Raw genomic sequence first — 16,621 nt, 5'->3', positions numbered from 1 at the left:
GCGCGCGAGCGCGGCGAGCGCGGCGAGCGCGGCGAGCGCGGCGAGCGCGGCGAGCGCGGCGAGCGCGGCGCCGGCTTACGGGTCCCGCGCGCAGCGGGCGCCGATGTTGTTGACGCGGTCGAAGGGGTAGCTGAAGTCGCGGTTGCCCGCGCGCAGGTCCGACGCCGGCGCGCGGTAGCTCCCGCCGCGCGTGACCCGCGTCGCGTCGCGCTCGCCGTCCACGCGATGCACGCAGTCGATGCACGGCGTGAGGAGCGCGTCGCGCCACCAGTCCATCGTCCACTCCCACAGGTTGCCGGCCAGATCCGAGTGCCCCCATCGCCCGTCTCCGCTCGGCTTCGACCCCACCGGCAGGATGTCGCTCAGCGCGCAGTCTCCCGCGGCGCTCCCATCGCCGGTGCAAGCATAGGCGGCGCGCTCGCCGTCGAGATCGGCGCCCCACGGGTACGGCCGGTGCTCGTCGCCGCCGGCCGCCGCGTAGTTCCACTCCGCCTCGGTGGGCAGGCGGCCGCCGTCCCACGCGCAGAACGCGAAGGCCTCGAACCACGTGATGCAGTTGATCGGGAGCTCCTCGTTCGGCCCCGGCGCGTCGGTCCATGTCCAGAGGCGATCACCATTGCATTGCAGCGCCGATTTCAGCGCCGCGGTGTTCGGCTCGAGCCGCCGGTTCCACCCCGCGATCCATCCGCTTCCGTCGACGTGAGGGTTCCGGCCAGCCCCGATCGCGGGCGGGTTCTCCTGCACGCCCCGCCCGGCCTCCACGAAGGCTCGAAATCGACCCACGGTGATCTCGAACTTGTCCAGCCGGAAATCGCTGACGGCCGCAGGGAACGAGTCGTCCGTGCTCGATACGCCGTCGTAGCTCCTCAGGTACGTGCCGCAGGGGACCAGCCTGTTGCCGCAGCAGCTCGCGCCGCCGGGCCCGCAGCTGTCCCCGGCGCCGGGCGCGCCGCTCGCGCAGCTCGGCGGCCTGGCCATCACGTCCGGCGAGCCGCACGTGTTCGGGCAACCCGGGTCCCCGCACTCGCCGCATCCATCGCGGCCCTCGCACGGCGCGCAGACCCCGGCGGGGTCGCACTCCGCGCCGCCGTCCGGCCCGCAGGGCGTCCCCGCCGGCCGCGGCCGCTCCGCGCACGCGCCCTCGCTGCACACCGCTTCCATGCACGCGCCCTGCGCCGGCGGGCAATCCTCCGCCGGATCGACGCAGACCCCCGGCGCGCCGCCGGCGCCGCTGCTGCTGCCGCTGGCGCTGCTGCTGCTGCCGGCGCCATTGCCGCCGCCGCCACCGCCGTCTCCAGACTCGCCTCCGGAGCCCCCGCCGCCGTGTGCGTCGGGGAAATCGCGGACCCGCGCGTTGCAACCCGACACGAGAGAGATGGACACGAGGAGCGCCAATTGTCTCATGTACGCCATGATACGCCACGGCGTGCGCCACGTCGTCGCGTCGAGCGCGGGGAGGATCGACCCGGGCGCCGCGGGCCGTCCCTCCGGCGAGCCCGGGCGCCCTCTGTCGGCCGGGGCGGCCGCCAGGATGGCGGCGACGCTCTCGTCGCCGCGCCGCGCGCGCCGTGACCTCGACAGGCGGGGCGGCGACTCGATGGCTCCGGGATTGGCTACTTGCGCTGGCCGTCGCCGCCTTCGCGCCGCCCGGGCTCGATCTGGCCGACATCGCGGACAGCGCCATGGGCGGCGCTCGTGGCCATGAGCGCGTAGGCCCGCAGGGCAGGGGAGACCTTGCGATCGCGGTTCGGCTTGAATGCATCGGCGCCCCGCGCCTCGGCGGCGCGGCGGCGGCGCTCGAGCTCCGCGTCGCTGACGAGGACGTCGATGGTCCGGGCGGGGATGTCGATCCGGACGCGGTCGCCCTCCTCGATGAGCCCGATGTTCCCGCCCTCGGCCGCCTCGGGCGAGACGTGCCCGATGCTCAGGCCCGACGTGCCGCCGCTGAACCGGCCGTCGGTGATGAGGGCGCACGCCTTGCCGAGGCCCTTCCCCTTCAGGAACGACGTCGGATAGAGCATCTCCTGCATGCCCGGGCCGCCCTTCGGCCCCTCGTAGACGATGACGACCACGTCGCCCGAGCGGACCTGGTTGTTCCAGATCGCGTCGCACGCCGCCTCCTGCGAGTGGAACACCCGCGCGGGCCCCTCGAACTTCCAGATCTCGGGATCGACGCCCGCGGTCTTCACGATGCAGCCGTCCGCCGCGATGTTGCCGTAGAGCACGGCGAGGCCGCCCTCGCGGCTGTACGCGTGAGCGACGTCGCGGATACAGCCCTTCTCGGCGTCGTCGTCGGTGTCGGCGAAGTACTTGTCCTGCGAGAAGGCGACCGTGGTCGGGACGCCGCCCGGCGCGGCGAGCGAGCGCTTCTTCGCGGCCGCCGTCGCGGTGGGGCGGCGGAGGTCGTTCTCGTCGATCGCCTCGCCCAGCGTGCCCGCGTGGACCGTGCCCACCTGCCGGTGGATGAGCCCCGCGCGATCGAGCTCCCCGACGATCGTCAGCACGCCGCCCGCGCGGTGCACGTCCTCGACGTGGTGGTGCGACGACGGCGCCACCTTGCAGATGTTCGGCACCTTGCGCGACATCCGGTCGATGTCCGACATCTTGAAGTCCACCTGCGCCTCGCGGGCGACCGCCAGGAGGTGGAGCACCGTGTTCGTCGAGCCGCCCATCGCGATGTCGAGCGCCATCGCGTTCTCGAACGCCTCGAACGTCGCGATGCTCCGCGGCAGCACCGACGCGTCCCCGTCGACGTAGTACCGCTTCGCGAGCTCGACGACGCGCTTCGAGGCCGCCTCGAAGAGCTCCCAGCGCGCCGCGTGCGTCGCGAGCAGCGTGCCGTTGCCGGGCAGCGCCAGCCCGAGCGCCTCGTTGAGGCAGTTCATGCTGTTCGCCGTGAACATGCCGGAGCACGAGCCGCACGTCGGGCACGCGGACCGCTCCATCGCGGCGAGATCCGCGTCGGTCACCTTGTCGTCGCTCGCGGCGATCATCGGATCGATGAGGTCGAGCTTGCGGATGAGCGGCTTGCCGTCGCGGTCGTGCGTCCCGACGATCTTGCCCGCCTCCATCGGACCGCCGGAGACGAAGACGGTCGGCACGTTGAGGCGCATCGCCGCGAGCAGCATGCCGGGCGTGATCTTGTCGCAGTTCGAGATGCAGAGCAGCGCGTCGGCGCAGTGCGCGTTGACCATGTACTCGACGCTGTCGGCGATGAGCTCCCGGCTCGGCAGCGAGTACAGCATGCCGGCGTGGCCCATCGCGATGCCGTCGTCGATGGCGATGGTGTTGAACTCGACGCCCCACCCGCCCGCGGCGTCGATGACCTTCTTCGCCCGCTGCCCCACGTCGTGGAGGTGGACGTGCCCCGGGACGAACTGCGTGAAGCTGTTGGCAATGGCGATGATCGGCTTCTCGAAGTCCGCGTCCTTCATGCCGGTGGCGCGCCACAGCGCGCGCGCCCCTGCCATGTTGCGTCCCTGGGTGGATGTACGACTGCGGTATCCGGCCATGCCCGGAACCTACTCCGTTCCAGCCGTGGCGCCTAGCCGACAGGCGGGGCCGGCGTCATCGGCGAGCTCCGCGTCGGAAATTCGCCGCGGCCGGGGCGCCGCCGCCGGTGGACGAGGCGCCCGCCCGGGCGCGGGGCCGCTCCGGCGCGGGCTCCTCGGCCGGGCTCGCAGACGGCAGCGCGAGCGCGAGCGCCCCCGCGAGGGAGGGCGCGGCGCGCCTCATCGGCCGCCTCCTGCCGCCGGGGCGGCGGCGTGGAGATCGACGAACGGCAGCGCGCCGAACGGGGCGTTGCGCGACTCGGCCGCCAGCAGGAAGCGGTACTGGCCGGGCTCGGGGGGCGTGAACGTCACCGAGAAGGCGCCGTCCGCTTCGGCGCGGGGCAGCGCGATCTCGCGGAAGCCGACCGGGAATCGGAAGATCATGACCTTCATCTCCCTTGCTTCGAGGGGAGGCGCGGGCGCCTTCGGCGTCGCGCGGAAGCGCAGCGTCGCGGGCCTCGAGACCTCGAGATCGACGCTGCCGTCGAAGAGCGGCTCGACGGCGAGCCCGGGCGAGCGGTCCTCGGCGGGGGCGGCCGACGGCGCGACCGTCGCCTCGAGGCACGCGGCGACGCGGCGGCCGCCGAGCAGGAGCTCGACGTCGTACGCGCCCTCGTCGCCGAGCCGGACCGTGGCGGCGTACACGCCGGGCTCCACCTCCTGGAGCGAGCGATCCTCGATGAGCGCCGCCCGGGGCTCTCGTCCGTAGTTCGAGAGGGTGCCCATCGGCGCCATCAGGCCCTCGACGTAGTAGTAAAGGCCCTTGTCGGCCGGGCTCGCGACGATGGCGCCGTTGCCCTCGGGCAGGACGGCGAACGGCGCGGCGCTCCGGGCGCCCTTCGCCGTCCGGGGGGCCTGCTGGCCCACCGCCACCTCGACGACCACCGGCTTGCCGGGCCGCTCCAGGGACGGCAGCTCGATGAGCGAGACCCGGTTCTCGCCGAGGCTCCTCACGTAGGCGTACGTCTTCGTGAAGGTGATCGCGTCGGGGCCCGCGAACCCGGCGAGCGTGTGCGCGAGCGCGCCCGTCGAGGCGTCGAGGATCGACACCTCGCCCTTCGCGGGGTTCAGCGCGAAGGCGAAGCGGCCGCTCGGCGCGAACTGGACCGCGCTGACGCCGGGCTTCACCGAGATGCGGCTGGAGATGGCGCGGCGCCCGGCGTCGAGGATCGCGATCTCGCCGTGCGGCTCGTTCGCGACGTAGACGGCGCCCGCGGCGTCGCTCGCCGCGACGGCGGCGGCGCCCTCGCCGATCTCGATCTCGGCGACGGGCTCGAGCGCGCCGGTGTCCACGGCCGTGACGACGCGGGCGTCGCGGCTCGTGATCCACGCGGTGCGCCCGCCGTCCGAGAAGGCGATCTCGTGATGCCCGGCGCCGACGTGCAGCGTCTTCAGCACCTCCGCCACGCGCGCGTCGACGACGCTGACCGTCCCGTCGCCGTCGTTGCCGACCCACACGGTGCGCCCGTCCGGCGCCACCGCGACGCGCATCGGGTCCGCGCCGACGGGCACGTTGGCGGCTACCAGGCTGCGCCTCGTGTCGACGACGGCGAGGCCTCGCCCGTTCTGGAGCGTCACGTAGAGGCGGCTCCCGTCCGGGTGGAGCGCGAGCGACGTGGAGCCGGCCGCGAGCGTGACGAGGCTGCGCAGCTTGCTGCGGGTGAAGGCGAGCTGCGGGTTGATGACCGACAGCGTGTTGTCGTCGTTCTGCGTCCACAGGAGATAAGCGTTCATGTCCACGTCCGGGCGCACGGCGATGAGCCCGCCCATGAAGCTCTTGATCTTCTCCTGGCACCCGGCGTCGTCGGGCGGCGCCGCCGCGCGCCTGGTCATCCAGGCGAGCGGCGACAGGTCGCGCGCGGGCGCGCCGGTGGCGGCGTCGGTGATCGTGAAGACGGCCGTCGCGTCGGAGCGCGCCTGCGGGAGCGCTGAAGCGCCGGGGAGCGGCCGGAGCTCGAAGGCGATCGACAGCCCATCTCGCTCGAGCCGGCTCGCGGCCGGGCCAGGCTCGCCCCCGGCGCGGCCCTGCGCGGGCGCCGGGATCGGAGGAGGGGGAGGCGGCTCCCGCCGGCCGCAGGCCAGCGCCACGACGGCGCCGAGGAGGCCTGTGGCCAGCGAGAGCCGGCGCGCGGCGAGCGAGGCCCTCACGGCACCACCCGGAAGATGCCCCAGAGGCCGTCCGAGACCTTGAAGCTCGGCTGATCGAGGTAGAGCCGGTCGCCGGGGACGAAGAACCTCCCGCCGGCCGCCGAGAACGGGACCACGTTGCGGTGGGTCATGGGGGCGATGGCGTTCTCGACGCCGATGTTCAGCACGTCCCTGTTCTCGCCGATGCGGCGGGAATGCTCCCCCTCGGCGAACGGGTTGTGCGGCCACGCCGCGCCCCAGAGCCCGAAGGCGTGCATGCGCCGGTGGCCGGACGGCTGCACGATGCGCACGCGCACCTTCTGCGTCGCGCCGGCCGTGAAGATCGGCGTCGCCGGGTCGCCGTGGAGGCGGGAGCTGAAGATGTCGCTCAGGTCCTTCTCGTTGAGCCGCAGCCTCGCGAGCTCGGGCTTGATCCCGAGCCGCGCCCAGAACGGCTCGGTGCGGTAGTTGAAGGCCTCGTGGCCCGCGTCCTCCGCGTCGTCCTCGCCGTCGTAGCTCCGGAGGGCGGTGCCGCAGTTGAGATCGGGATCGAGGCACTGGAACCTCGGATCGTCCGAGTGCAGGCCGACCTCGTCCTGATAGACGACCACGAACTCCCGGAACGAGCGCGTGTATCCGTAGTAATCCTTGAACGTGACCTCCGCCTGCGCGTGCGTGCCCCGATCGGCGCGCCAGGTGGCGCCCTTGGGCTCGATGACGAGGGCGCCGACGGCGCCGTGCATGCCGTGGTTCACGACGTCGGCCATGTCCCTCAGGTTGATGGCGCCGTACTCGACGGCCCTCGGCTCGACCGGGCCCCACCTGCCGTCCTTCTGGGAGAGCTCGCCAGCGTACCACGTGTACTCGCGGGACTCGTCGGGCGCGACGGTCTGGTCCTCGTTGAGCCCGACGTTGGCGCCGTCGTCGGTCGCGACGTCGTAGGCGACGAGCTGCGGGTGCAGCGAGACGTGATTGGACGGCCTGACCTGGTTCGTGTTGAACCCGTCGACGATCGGCGGGCTATAGTTCCAGTGCGGCGTCTTGGGCAGCTCGAAGGGAAGGTCGTTGACGAGGGTGACCTGGATGCAGTCGCCGGCGGCGGCGCGCAGGATGAGCGGCTCCGGGGCCCGGCGCCCGGCGCGGAGATCGGGCAGATCCTCGGCGCGGACGAACAGGATGGCGTCGGGGTCGTAGAGCTTGAACGTCTCGTTGTAGACGAGGCGATTGCGCGGCAGATTGCCCTTCGCGGTGATCGCGTGGACGACATACCTCGTCACCGGCGCGTCCGCCGGGCAGGTCGGGAAGCGGCGCATCCCGCGGGGCTCGCCGTCCGGCGGGCCGGGCAGCGGCAGCAAGGCCGTATCGGTCCGCGGCCGCACCCTCATGATCCCCCACATGCCGTCCCAGAGGTCGTCGGTCGGCGCGCTCTGGTAGAGGTAGTCGCCGGGCTCGCGATCGCCCCGCGCAGTGGCCGAGGGCGCCATCCCGAACTCGAAGTGCTCGGAGAGGCCGATGGGCTGGCCGTTCGAGTAGCCGCTGTCCGGGTCGTTGAGCTCGTTGAGCCACCGCTGCCCGTGCATCGTGAAGACGTGCTGTTCCTCCTGCGCGCCCTGGAGGAGGCGCACCCGGACGTGGTCGCCCTCGTGGGCCGAGAGCAGCGGCGTGAACGGGTCGGGGTGGACCCGGGAGCTGAACACGTTGTGCATCTCCCCCTCCTCGCCCGGCTTCTGCTCGACGCGGCCGGTTCTACAGTCGCGCCGGGCGATGCGCAGCGGGATCGGCTCGTTGCGATAGTTGATGAGCCCACCGCCCGGGTCGGCCGCCGAGATCGCCTCCGGCGCGAGCACGTCGCGGTGCTCGACCGCGAGCGGGAGCGGGGCCTCCTGCACGGTCGGCGGGTTCACCGGCTCGCCGCACTCGTCGAAGAGGAGGGCGAAGTCGGCGAATGCGAGGTTGAACTCGCGGAAGGGCGGCTGCGCGGAGCCGCGCGGCGGGAGGATGTCGGCGCGGAAGCTCGTGGGCCCGCCGTCGGCGCGCGAGCCGAACACGACCCCGGTCTCCGGGTCGCGCCATACCGAGCCGCTCGGCTCGATGACGAGGCCCATGTAGAGGCCGTGCTGCTGGTGGGAGGAGGGGCTGAAATGGTCGTGCGAGAACGAGGTGTTGAGGGTGATGTCCTCGGCGCGCCGGTTCTGGACGGGGTTGGCCCACCAGCGCTGCACCGTGGTCTGCAGGCCGTACCGGTCGTCGTGGATGCGCGGGTGTCGCCGCGCGGTCAGCCGGACGCGACGGCCGCGCTCGTCGACCGAGCCGTCCGCCTTCAGGGCGCCGCCGACGTTGTTGGCCGCGTCGATGCGCTGCACGACGTCCCGTGGCGCGAACGTGCCGTCCTCGTAGTTGAAGCCGTTCGTCGACCCATCCGAGGAGGTGACGTCGAACTTCACGAGGTGGATGTGCTGGCCGACGATGTCGGTGGGCGTGAAGATCTGGAAAGGATCCTCTTCCAGGGAGTCGGGGAGCAGGTTCGTCGCCTCGGAGACGACGCACTCGTTCGAGTTGGCGCGGATGAACAGCGGCTCCGGCGGCCGGGCGCCCGACAGGGTCGCGTCGATGTCGCCCTCGAGGACGAGGATGCGCAGCTGCGGGTCGTGCCAGCCGCGCCGGTTGACCACGCCGTCGAGCTGGACGAACGCGCTGCGGTACGTGCGCTCCGGCGCCCCGTCTGGGCAGGGGTTCGCGTACGGCGCGCCCGCGGCCGGCGGCTGGCCGTTGACGACGAACCGCGCGGGCTCACCCTCGGGCGTGAACGCCGGGTACGCCTTCGCGGGGAAGCCGTCCGTGGTCGTGATGGGCGTCGCTCCCGGGAACTGGCCGGAATGGAACGCCTGCGCCGCCAGCTCCGCGGGCGTCCCCTCGTTCGGCAGGAGCTTGATGTTGGCTCTCTCGATCTCCACGTCGAACCTGCCGCGCCTGCCGAGCTCGGCGCCGCCCGGGGGCACGCTGGTGACGACGTGCCGCGGGAGCCCGCCGTCGACCGCGAGATCGAGCGGCGGCTGAGGTGCCCTGTGGCCTTCCAGGGCAGCGATGTAGAACGGATATCCCGGCATCGACGGCCGCACCTTCTTGCCGCCGCCGGGCAGCTCCACGACGGTGGGCTCGTAGGTCGGCATGGGCGGCATCGCGATCCCGGGGACGGGCACGACGGCGGGCGTGGGCGTCCCGCTCTCGATCTCGCCGTCGGGCAGGGAGCGATCGCGCGTGCCGGCCTCGAAGACGTCGTGGTTGCGGAAGAGCTCCCACATGCCCTGCGCGAAGTGGGGATACAGGTGGCAGTGGAAGATCGCGTCTCCGGGCGTCAGGACGCGGTTGCCGCCCCTGCCGATGTTGTAGGTGAAGGCCGCGCCCGGGCCGATGGATTGCGCGTCCAGGACGCTCCCGTTCTCGTCGCTCGGCGTCTTCAGCCACTGGTGCGCGTGGAGGTGGAAGATGTGCGTCTCCTTCGGTCCAGCGTGCAGGTTCCTGAACCAGACGGGGTCGCCGAGGTACGCGTGGTGGACGTTCGAGGGGTCGGCGGGGAACAGCGCCTTCGTCGCCTTTCCCCGCCTGTCCCGCTCGACGATCATCGCGGGATCGCCGTTGGCCCAGGAGCTCAGGAAGAACTCCTCGTACTTGCACTCCATGCATTCCTTGCTGGGACCGAGCCTCGCCCGGTTGGCGAGGAGGATGGAGCCGAACCCGGAGGCGCCGTAGTTGACCCCGAACCCATCGCGCACGCCGTGGAAGGTCTCGTCGTCCTCGAGCTCGTCGAACGCCTGGACGGCCTTGAGCTCGTCGTGGAACAGCACCGTGAGCTCGCGGAACCGCCCAGGGGCGACGGGGACCTGGCTGTCGAGCTGGCTTTGCTCGTAACCGGCGATGATCGCGTTGAGATCGCCGTGCACGATCTCGTCGCGATCGTTGATCATCCTGAGGATCGGCTCGCCGCGCTCGTCCAGCGCGTCATAGTCGATCCTGGGCGTCCCGTCGGGGTTCCGCGTGGGCAGCGAGGCGGCGGCGAGCTCCTCGGCCGTGACCTGCGACCGGTACGCGACCGCCCCGGCGGGCTCGACGGTGACCGCGCCGAACAGCCCGAGCACGGTCTGTCCGCCGTCCCCCTCGCCGCCGGCCATGGCGCCGGCGCTGTGCATCAGGAACGTCCCCTCCTTGTCGGCGAAGAGCTCGTAGACGCGCGTCTCGCCTGGCTCTGCGAGCGAGTCGGGCCCCAGGCCAACGTTGCCGCCGAGCGCCTCGATGTTCCTGATCTCGAGCCCGGTGACGTGCACCGAGGCGCTCCTCGTCGCCGTCGAGTCGTCAGGGCGTTTGTCCGCCGGCCGGAGGAGGTTCGTGAACCGGATGCGGAGCGCGTCCCCGACGTTCACGCGCAGCACGAGCGGCCTCGGCCGCTTGCCCGGCCGCAGCATGGCGTTGCCCGGGCCGAGCGGCTTGCGCCGATCGATCGGCACGACGTCCCGCTCGAGCGCGTAGATCATGCCGGCGGGGTTGAACGCCCCGAACCGGTTGTACACGTAGACCTGATCGAACGCGACGACGTCGGCGACTACGGTCCTGCCGCTCGTCGGATGATCGTTCAGCTCCGATGCTGCGAACTCATGACTTTCTTCCTCGGGCGCCGCGCCGTCCGGGGCTCCACAGCCCGCGACGCCGAGCGCCACCGCGGCCCACCCGATAGCTCCGAGCAGCCTATTCCTGATCAAGGTTGTCCTCTCCTCGGTATGCGCGCAGGCGCGCGCCTCGCACGGCGCGTCGACCGCGCCCCGTGCGTCTCCACTGCGCCGGATCGCCGCCGTCCGCCGTGGACTGGCCGCGATCAGGATGGCATTCCGGGTGAGCGAGTCTGTGACTTTGTGAGAACGCCGTCAATTAGAATTGCTCGCGTCCGGCCGGCGCAGTCGACGCGCGTGGATTACGAGCTTTACAGGGATCGTGTCGTCGGCGCGGCCCGGGGGGAGCCGATTGCGCTGGAAGATCGATGCGCGGTGGAACGGCGTCGCGCCCTCTCTGCGCCTCGGTCGAGTCGCCCGCGTCGGGGTGGGTGAGGGGGTGTCAGGGACGTTGGGCCGCGTGGGCGCGCCCGTCGGTAACGTACCGGCCCCGCCGCGGCGCGAGGAGCCTCGCTGGCGGGGTGTTCAGCCTTGCGGCTTGGACCACCGGTCCACGGCGACCATCGCGGCGCCGAGCCCGTCGATGTACGTGCCGTGCCGGAACGTCGCGCGCTTGAGCGCCGTCACCAGCGTGCTCAGGAGCTGGCGCGCTTCGTCTCGCTCGCGCCGCAGGTCCTGGACCTCATCCCGCGACGGCCGGCTCACGGCCGCCGCTTGTCCGGCGTCCTTCGTGCCTGTCTGCTGTGCTCTCTCGGACATGGGTCTCATCCTCCCCTATCAAGGTAGCGCCGCCGCGACCTGGCCATCAACCTCCCGTGCAGGGTTTTGACCCGGTGTTCGTATCCCGGCCCACGCCGCCTCCGGAGCGCGCGACGAGGGTGACGAGGCCGCGCGCGATCTCGCGATGGAGGACGCGGAATCCGGCCGCTTCGAGCCTGTCGCAGACCCAATCGGGGGAGAGCCGCAGCTTGCGATAAAAGCTCGCCGATAGCCTCCACCGTCCGTCCTCGCGGCCGCGCGTGTGGACGAGATCGTGCACCTTGACGGTCTCCGGTTCGTATTCGAGGAAACAGGTCATGATCACGTCCGCCGAGTCGTGCACGGGGATGAACCGGTCGACGCCCTCGAGCTCTCGGGTGAGGTCGCGGAACGTGAGCACGAGCTGGCCGCCGGGCGCGAGGCGCCGACCGCAGGCGGCGAACATCCGCTCTACGTCCCCCTTGCTGCCCAGGTGCGGGAGCGTGTCACCCATGCACACGGCGAGCGCGCAGGGGGGGCCCGGGTGGTCCAGCGCGTCGAGGAGATCGCCTCGCACGAGGTCGACGGGGAGCTGCCCGCGGCGCGAGGCGAGCTCGGCGAGGAGCGTGTCCGACGTGTCCACCGCCGTCACCCGGAACCCGAGCTGCGCCAGCGCGAGGGACTGGAAGCCCGAGCCGCACCCGAGGTCGATGGCCTCCGGAGCGCCCTCGGGGCGGACGCCGAGGCGCTCGAAGAGCGCTCGCTGCTCGGCGACCTTGGCGTCGTAATCCCCGAACATCCTGGAGTAGTGCTCGGCGAGGAGCTTGTCGTAGTGATCGGCGACGGTGGGCATGGGCTCTCTTCCTCCGCGGCCATCCTACAGCCGCGCGGCCGTCCGCCGCACACCGCCGCACGCGCGGAACCTACGCGACCACGCGACCACGCGACCCACGCGAAAGCGTACATGGACGCACGAGGGCGCACCAGAATCGCTTGTTCTGGAAAATTTCTGTTCTGCTTTGACGAAGGCGTGATATCTTGATTGAAACGCGACTTTTACTCCGACATCGATGTTCGCGTCGGCGATGTTGGAAGGCAACGGGGATGTCCCGGGGCGATGTTGACGAGGGAGAGGTCGCGGTGTTGTGCGCAGCTGGTGTCGTCGGACGGGTCAGAATGAGATGCGGCGAGCTTGGACCGAGCACGCCGGTCGCTCGCGCGGGCCTCTCGCTCTTCGAGAGCGCGCCTCGCGCGAAGCGCGCTGACCTACCCGTGGGCGGAGCCAGCCAGGCGAGCCGGAGAGCCCAGGCGAGCGGTCGAGCCGGGTAACCAGGCAGCCAGAAGAGCCGAACGGCGGGCGAGCCAGAACGACAGGCGAGCCGCAGGAGCAGGTGACAGGTGAGCTCGGGCGAGCCGCGAGGCGCTGTTGCGCGCGCCGCTCCTCCAGGGCCGGTCAGCCTCGCCGAGCAGCCCGCGCCGGGATCAAATCTTGAGAATCCGGCGGTGCGGTGACGGCGGCGATGCGGCGACTGCGGCGACTGCGGCGACTGCGGCGACTGCGGTGAAGCGGGATGACGGGACCGCGCCGTGAATGAAGCCGAAAGCTGAAAAAAAAGAGTTGCGGAGAGTGGCAGTCTCGGGCAGGATGATAAGTTTTGTTGCTGGGGTGTTTGCGGCCTCGCCGGGTGGATGCGGGCCGCGGGGTCTCATTGAAGCGAAGGAGCGGAGTGCATGAAGACGTTGGTTGTTAGGCTCTCCAGGTGCTCGCGATCCCTCGTCGCGGCGGGTGCGGCCGCGCTCCTCTCTGCCACGCCGGTCACGGCCTCGGCGGAGCACCCGGGGGCGACGCGGCCAGCCGCGCCCGGGGGCGCGGCGGCGGCGGCCCCGGGCGCGGAGAGCGCGCCTGCGGCAGAGCCCGCTGCCCCGCCCGGTGCGGGCGAGTGGGACAGCTACTCCGTGGAGGTCTACGGTATGCTGGTCTCCCGCGCCGGGAAGGTCGCGACGCTCCTGCCGCTCGTCGCCACCAGCGCGACGCCGGTCGCCGCGGGGACCAAGGCGGTGCTCTTCCGCAGGATCGGGGATCCCAAGGGCGCGAGTCCCACGAAATGGGTCGAGATCGCCAGGGTGACCATGAAGAAGATCGAGGCCACCGGCAACATGCAGCTCAGCATCGACTCGGAGCCGCAGGCGCCGGCCGAGGAGAAGGGCAAGGCGCCGGGCCACTTCGTGAAGGGCGCGCGGCTCAAGCTCGCGATCCAGTAGCCCCGACACCGCCTCTGCTGAGCACGCCGCCCGCGTGAGCTGCGCCGCGCAGGGGCCGCCGCAGCCGCCGCGCGCCGTCGCGGCGCGGCGGGGGGCGGCGCGCCGCCGAGCGCCGCCCGCGCAGGCCGCGCGCGGCGCGGTGAGGCCGCCCTCCGGATCTCGCCGTCCCCGCACGACATTTTGAAACGCCGCGCCTCATCGTTGATAGAGTCGCCTTGCGGAGACGAGCGACGACGATGAACGCCCTTCGATCCTGGCTCTCGCAGCTGAATCGCCCCGAGGTGACCGAGTTCGCCGTGGCCACGGGGCGCATGCCCAGCGTCAAGATCTCGGGCGCCTTCCAGGCCGTCGATCCCGGCGCCCTCACCACCGAGGACATCCTCATGCTCCTCAGCGCGCTCGGCGGCGGCCGCTACGTCGAGGCGCTCGGCGCGAAGCCGTCGCAGTGGCACATCCGCATCGAGGGCATCGGCGCCATCTCGGTCGTCGCCGCCCGCCAGGGCGACCTCGTGCACGCCCGCATGACGCGGATGCAGCCGTCGTCCGCCGCCGCCGCGCCCGGGGCCGCCGCCGCGCCCGGGGCCGCCGCGGCCGCGCCGCCGGCCCGTCCCTCGCAGCAGTTCTCCATGCGGGAGCACCTCGCGCCCGAGGAGGCGCAGCGCCCGCCGCCGCGCGACCCGGACGCGAAGCGCCCGAGCTCCTCCGAGCTCGCGTTCGACCTCCGCGGCGCGCCGCCGCCGCCCGCCGAGCCCCGCGCCGGCCGCCCCTCGACCCCGCGCTTCGATCCGCGCGGCGAGGACGCGCCCCCCGAGCCCCGCGCCGGCCGCGCGTCCGCGCCGCCGGCCGAGCCCCGCGCCGCCGCCCGGCCGGCCGCGGCGGGCCCGCGCGCGCGGCCCTCGTCCGCCGACGTCCCGGCGGGCGCCCTCGACGGCCTGCTCGCCATGGCGCGCGATCAGGGCGCGAGCGATCTCCACCTCGTCGCCGGCCGGCCGCCGCTCCTGCGGATCGCGGGCGAGCTCGTGCCGCACGGCGATCCGCTCGACCCGGCGGCGGTCGAGTCGCTCCTGCTCCCGCGCGTCCCCGCGCGCCTCTCACCGGTCCTCGCGGCCGAGGGCTCGTGCGACTTCGCCCTGGAGCTCGGCGCGCTCGGCCGCTTCCGGGTGAACATCGCGCGCCACCGCCGGGGCTACAAGGGCTGCTTCCGCCTGATCGCGCGCAGCATCCCCACCCTCGCGTCGCTCGGCCTGCCCGACGCGATCGGGCTCGCCACCCGCCACCATCAGGGCCTCATCGTGATCACCGGGCCGACGGGGCACGGCAAGACCACGACGCTGACCGCGATCGTCGACATCCTCAACCGCGAGACCAGCCACCACATCATCACGGTCGAGGATCCGGTCGAGTTCGTCCACGCGCGCGGCAAGGCGATGATCAGCCAGCGCGAGGTCGGCACGCACACCCGCTCGTTCGAGAACGCCCTCAAGGCCTCGCTGCGCGAGGATCCCGACGTCATCGTCGTCGGCGAGCTCCGGGACACGGCGACGGTGCGCATGGCGCTGGCGGCGAGCGAGACGGGCCACCTCGTGCTCGGCACGATGAACACCCCGAGCGCGGCGAAGACCATCGATCGGCTGATCGACCTCTTCCCGCCCGGCGATCAGCAGCAGGTCCGCGTCACCCTCGCGGGCGGCCTCCGGCTCATCGTCAGCCAGCGGCTCCTGCCGAGCGCGGACGGCAAGCGCATGGTGGCCGCCGCCGAGGTCCTGCCCGGCTCGGTCGCGCTGTGGAACCTCATCCGCGACTCGAAGACGTTCCAGATCCCGAGCCTCCAGCAGCGGGGGAAGGGCCTCGGGATCATCCGCCTCGACGACTCGCTGGCCGAGCTCGTCCGCGCCGGCAAGACGACGCTCGAGGCCGCGCTCACGGTGGCCGAGGCGCCGGACGAGCTCGAGGCGGTCCTCACCGGCAAGCGGCAGCCCGCGCTCGCGCCGGACAGGAAGCCGCCGGCCCCGCCGCCCGAGGCGTCGCGGCCCGGCGCCCCCGAGGCGGGCAAGGGCCTGTTCGAGCGCGCGGGCGCGCTCTTCGGGAAGAAGGGAGGCTAGCGTGGCCAGGATCGATCGCCTCTTCGACGAGCTCCTGATCAGGAAGGGCAGCGACCTGCACCTCGGCATCGGGTATCCGCCGCTCGTCCGCGCCCGCGGCGAGCTCGTCTCCCTGCGCGACACGCCCCTCGACGCGACCGAGATGGAGGCGCTCCTCTTCGAGATCACGACCCCCGAGGAGCGGCGGCGGATCGTCGACGAGCTCGACCTCGATTTCGCCTATTCCTACGCGGACAAGGCCCGTTTTCGCGCCAACTACTTCTACAAGACCACCGGGCTCGCGGCCGTCTTCCGCACCATCCCGAGCAAGATCCTCTCCCTGGACGATCTCGGCTGCCCCGAGATCGTCCGCCGGCTGTCGGAGCGGCAGAGCGGGCTCATCTTGATCACGGGCCCGACCGGCTCCGGCAAGTCGACGACGCTGGCGGCGATGATCGACCACATCAACCGCTCGCGCGCCTGCCATGTCCTCACGATCGAGGATCCGGTCGAGTTCGTGCACAGCCCGATCAAGGCCCAGATCACGCACCGCGAGGTCGGCCCCGACGCGGGCAGCTTCGCGAGCGCGATCCGGAGCGCCGGGCGGGAGGACGCCGACGTGATCCTGATCGGCGAGCTCAGGACGAACGAGACGATGAAGCTCGCCTTGCAGCTCGCGAGCTTCGGCGTCCTCGTCTTCGGCACGGTCCACACGAACAGCGCCGCAGCGACGATCGACCGCATCATCAACGCGTTCCCCGCCGACGAGCAGCTCCAGGTCCGCGGCATGCTGTCGGAGAGCCTCGCCGCGATCATCGCCCAGCAGCTCCTCCGCACGAAGGACGGCACGGGCCGCGTCGCCGCGCACGAGATCCTCGTCGGGTCCAGCGCGCTGTCCGCGATGATCCGCGAGGGCAAGACGTTCCAGATCACGAACCTGATGCAGGCCGGCCGCTCCGCCGGCATGCAGACGATGGACATGGCGCTGGAGCGGCTCGTCAAGAAGGACACCATCTCCGTCCAGGCGGCGCTCGAGAAGGCGATCGACAAGGACAACTTCCAGCGGCTCTTTCCCGACGCGCAGGGGGCGTGAGGGGAGTTGCCAAGGCGGCAGAAGATTGGATGATGAAGAGGGAGAGATTAACGTAAAGACTCAAAAAGAAGAGAGATTTAGTATTTTTTTTTCTCTCTCTCTCATCTG

9 protein-coding genes are annotated in these 16,621 nt (G+C 71.9%); 3 read left to right on the top strand and 6 right to left on the bottom strand.

The genetic code is table 11. The annotated features are described in order from the left end of the window. Positions 1–75: 75 nt before the first annotated feature. From NQZ70_RS33890 to NQZ70_RS33865, 6 genes are all read right to left on the bottom strand, one after another. A complete protein-coding gene (locus tag NQZ70_RS33890; RefSeq protein WP_237244285.1) occupies positions 76–1,404 on the bottom strand; it encodes a formylglycine-generating enzyme family protein in 1,329 nt (442 codons plus the stop codon). Positions 1,405–1,613: 209 nt separating this feature from the next. After that, entirely contained in the window at positions 1,614–3,512 is a 1,899-nt protein-coding gene (ilvD, locus tag NQZ70_RS33885; protein WP_129577925.1) for a dihydroxy-acid dehydratase, read from the bottom strand. Between the two features lie 219 nt (positions 3,513–3,731). After that, positions 3,732–5,699: a cytochrome D1 domain-containing protein gene (locus tag NQZ70_RS33880; RefSeq protein ID WP_237244284.1), complete on the bottom strand. Its 1,968-nt coding sequence runs from the start codon at positions 5,697–5,699 to the stop codon at positions 3,732–3,734. Next, positions 5,696–10,432, bottom strand: a complete 4,737-nt coding sequence (locus tag NQZ70_RS33875; protein WP_207217563.1) for a copper oxidase — start codon at positions 10,430–10,432, stop codon at positions 5,696–5,698. Before NQZ70_RS33875 ends, NQZ70_RS33880 begins: the two co-directional genes overlap by 4 nt. Before the next feature lie 432 nt (positions 10,433–10,864). After that, entirely contained in the window at positions 10,865–11,098 is a 234-nt protein-coding gene (locus NQZ70_RS33870; protein ID WP_061623714.1) for a hypothetical protein, read from the bottom strand. 46 nt (positions 11,099–11,144) lie between these two features. Continuing rightward, entirely contained in the window at positions 11,145–11,930 is a 786-nt protein-coding gene (locus NQZ70_RS33865) for a bifunctional 2-polyprenyl-6-hydroxyphenol methylase/3-demethylubiquinol 3-O-methyltransferase UbiG (protein ID WP_129577924.1), read from the bottom strand. 878 nt (positions 11,931–12,808) lie between these two features. Here NQZ70_RS33865 and NQZ70_RS33860 point away from each other — a divergent pair. From NQZ70_RS33860 to NQZ70_RS33850, 3 genes are all read left to right on the top strand, one after another. Beyond that, positions 12,809–13,339, top strand: a complete 531-nt coding sequence (locus NQZ70_RS33860) for a hypothetical protein (protein ID WP_129577923.1) — start codon at positions 12,809–12,811, stop codon at positions 13,337–13,339. Positions 13,340–13,575: 236 nt separating this feature from the next. Continuing rightward, positions 13,576–15,441, top strand: coding sequence for a type IV pilus twitching motility protein PilT (locus tag NQZ70_RS33855; protein ID WP_129577922.1), 1,866 nt, complete (start codon positions 13,576–13,578; stop codon positions 15,439–15,441). Between the two features lies 1 nt (position 15,442). Further along, complete coding sequence (locus NQZ70_RS33850) at positions 15,443–16,513, top strand: type IV pilus twitching motility protein PilT (RefSeq protein WP_129577921.1); 1,071 nt, start codon at positions 15,443–15,445, stop codon at positions 16,511–16,513. Positions 16,514–16,621 lie beyond the last annotated feature (108 nt).

This window comes from Sorangium sp. So ce836 (genome assembly GCF_028553905.1).
Lineage (GTDB): Bacteria > Myxococcota_A > Polyangia > Polyangiales > Polyangiaceae > Sorangium > Sorangium cellulosum_D.
This window is presented reverse-complemented; position numbering and strand designations above follow the sequence as displayed.

Coding starts and splice junctions, on each gene's coding strand:
- NQZ70_RS33865 (WP_129577924.1), bottom strand. CDS start 11,930: ATGCCCACCGTCGCCGATCACTACGACAAGCTCCTCGCCGAGCACTAC.
- ilvD (WP_129577925.1), bottom strand. CDS start 3,512: ATGGCCGGATACCGCAGTCGTACATCCACCCAGGGACGCAACATGGCA.
- NQZ70_RS33870 (WP_061623714.1), bottom strand. CDS start 11,098: ATGTCCGAGAGAGCACAGCAGACAGGCACGAAGGACGCCGGACAAGCG.
- NQZ70_RS33860 (WP_129577923.1), top strand. CDS start 12,809: ATGAAGACGTTGGTTGTTAGGCTCTCCAGGTGCTCGCGATCCCTCGTC.
- NQZ70_RS33890 (WP_237244285.1), bottom strand. CDS start 1,404: ATGAGACAATTGGCGCTCCTCGTGTCCATCTCTCTCGTGTCGGGTTGC.
- NQZ70_RS33855 (WP_129577922.1), top strand. CDS start 13,576: ATGAACGCCCTTCGATCCTGGCTCTCGCAGCTGAATCGCCCCGAGGTG.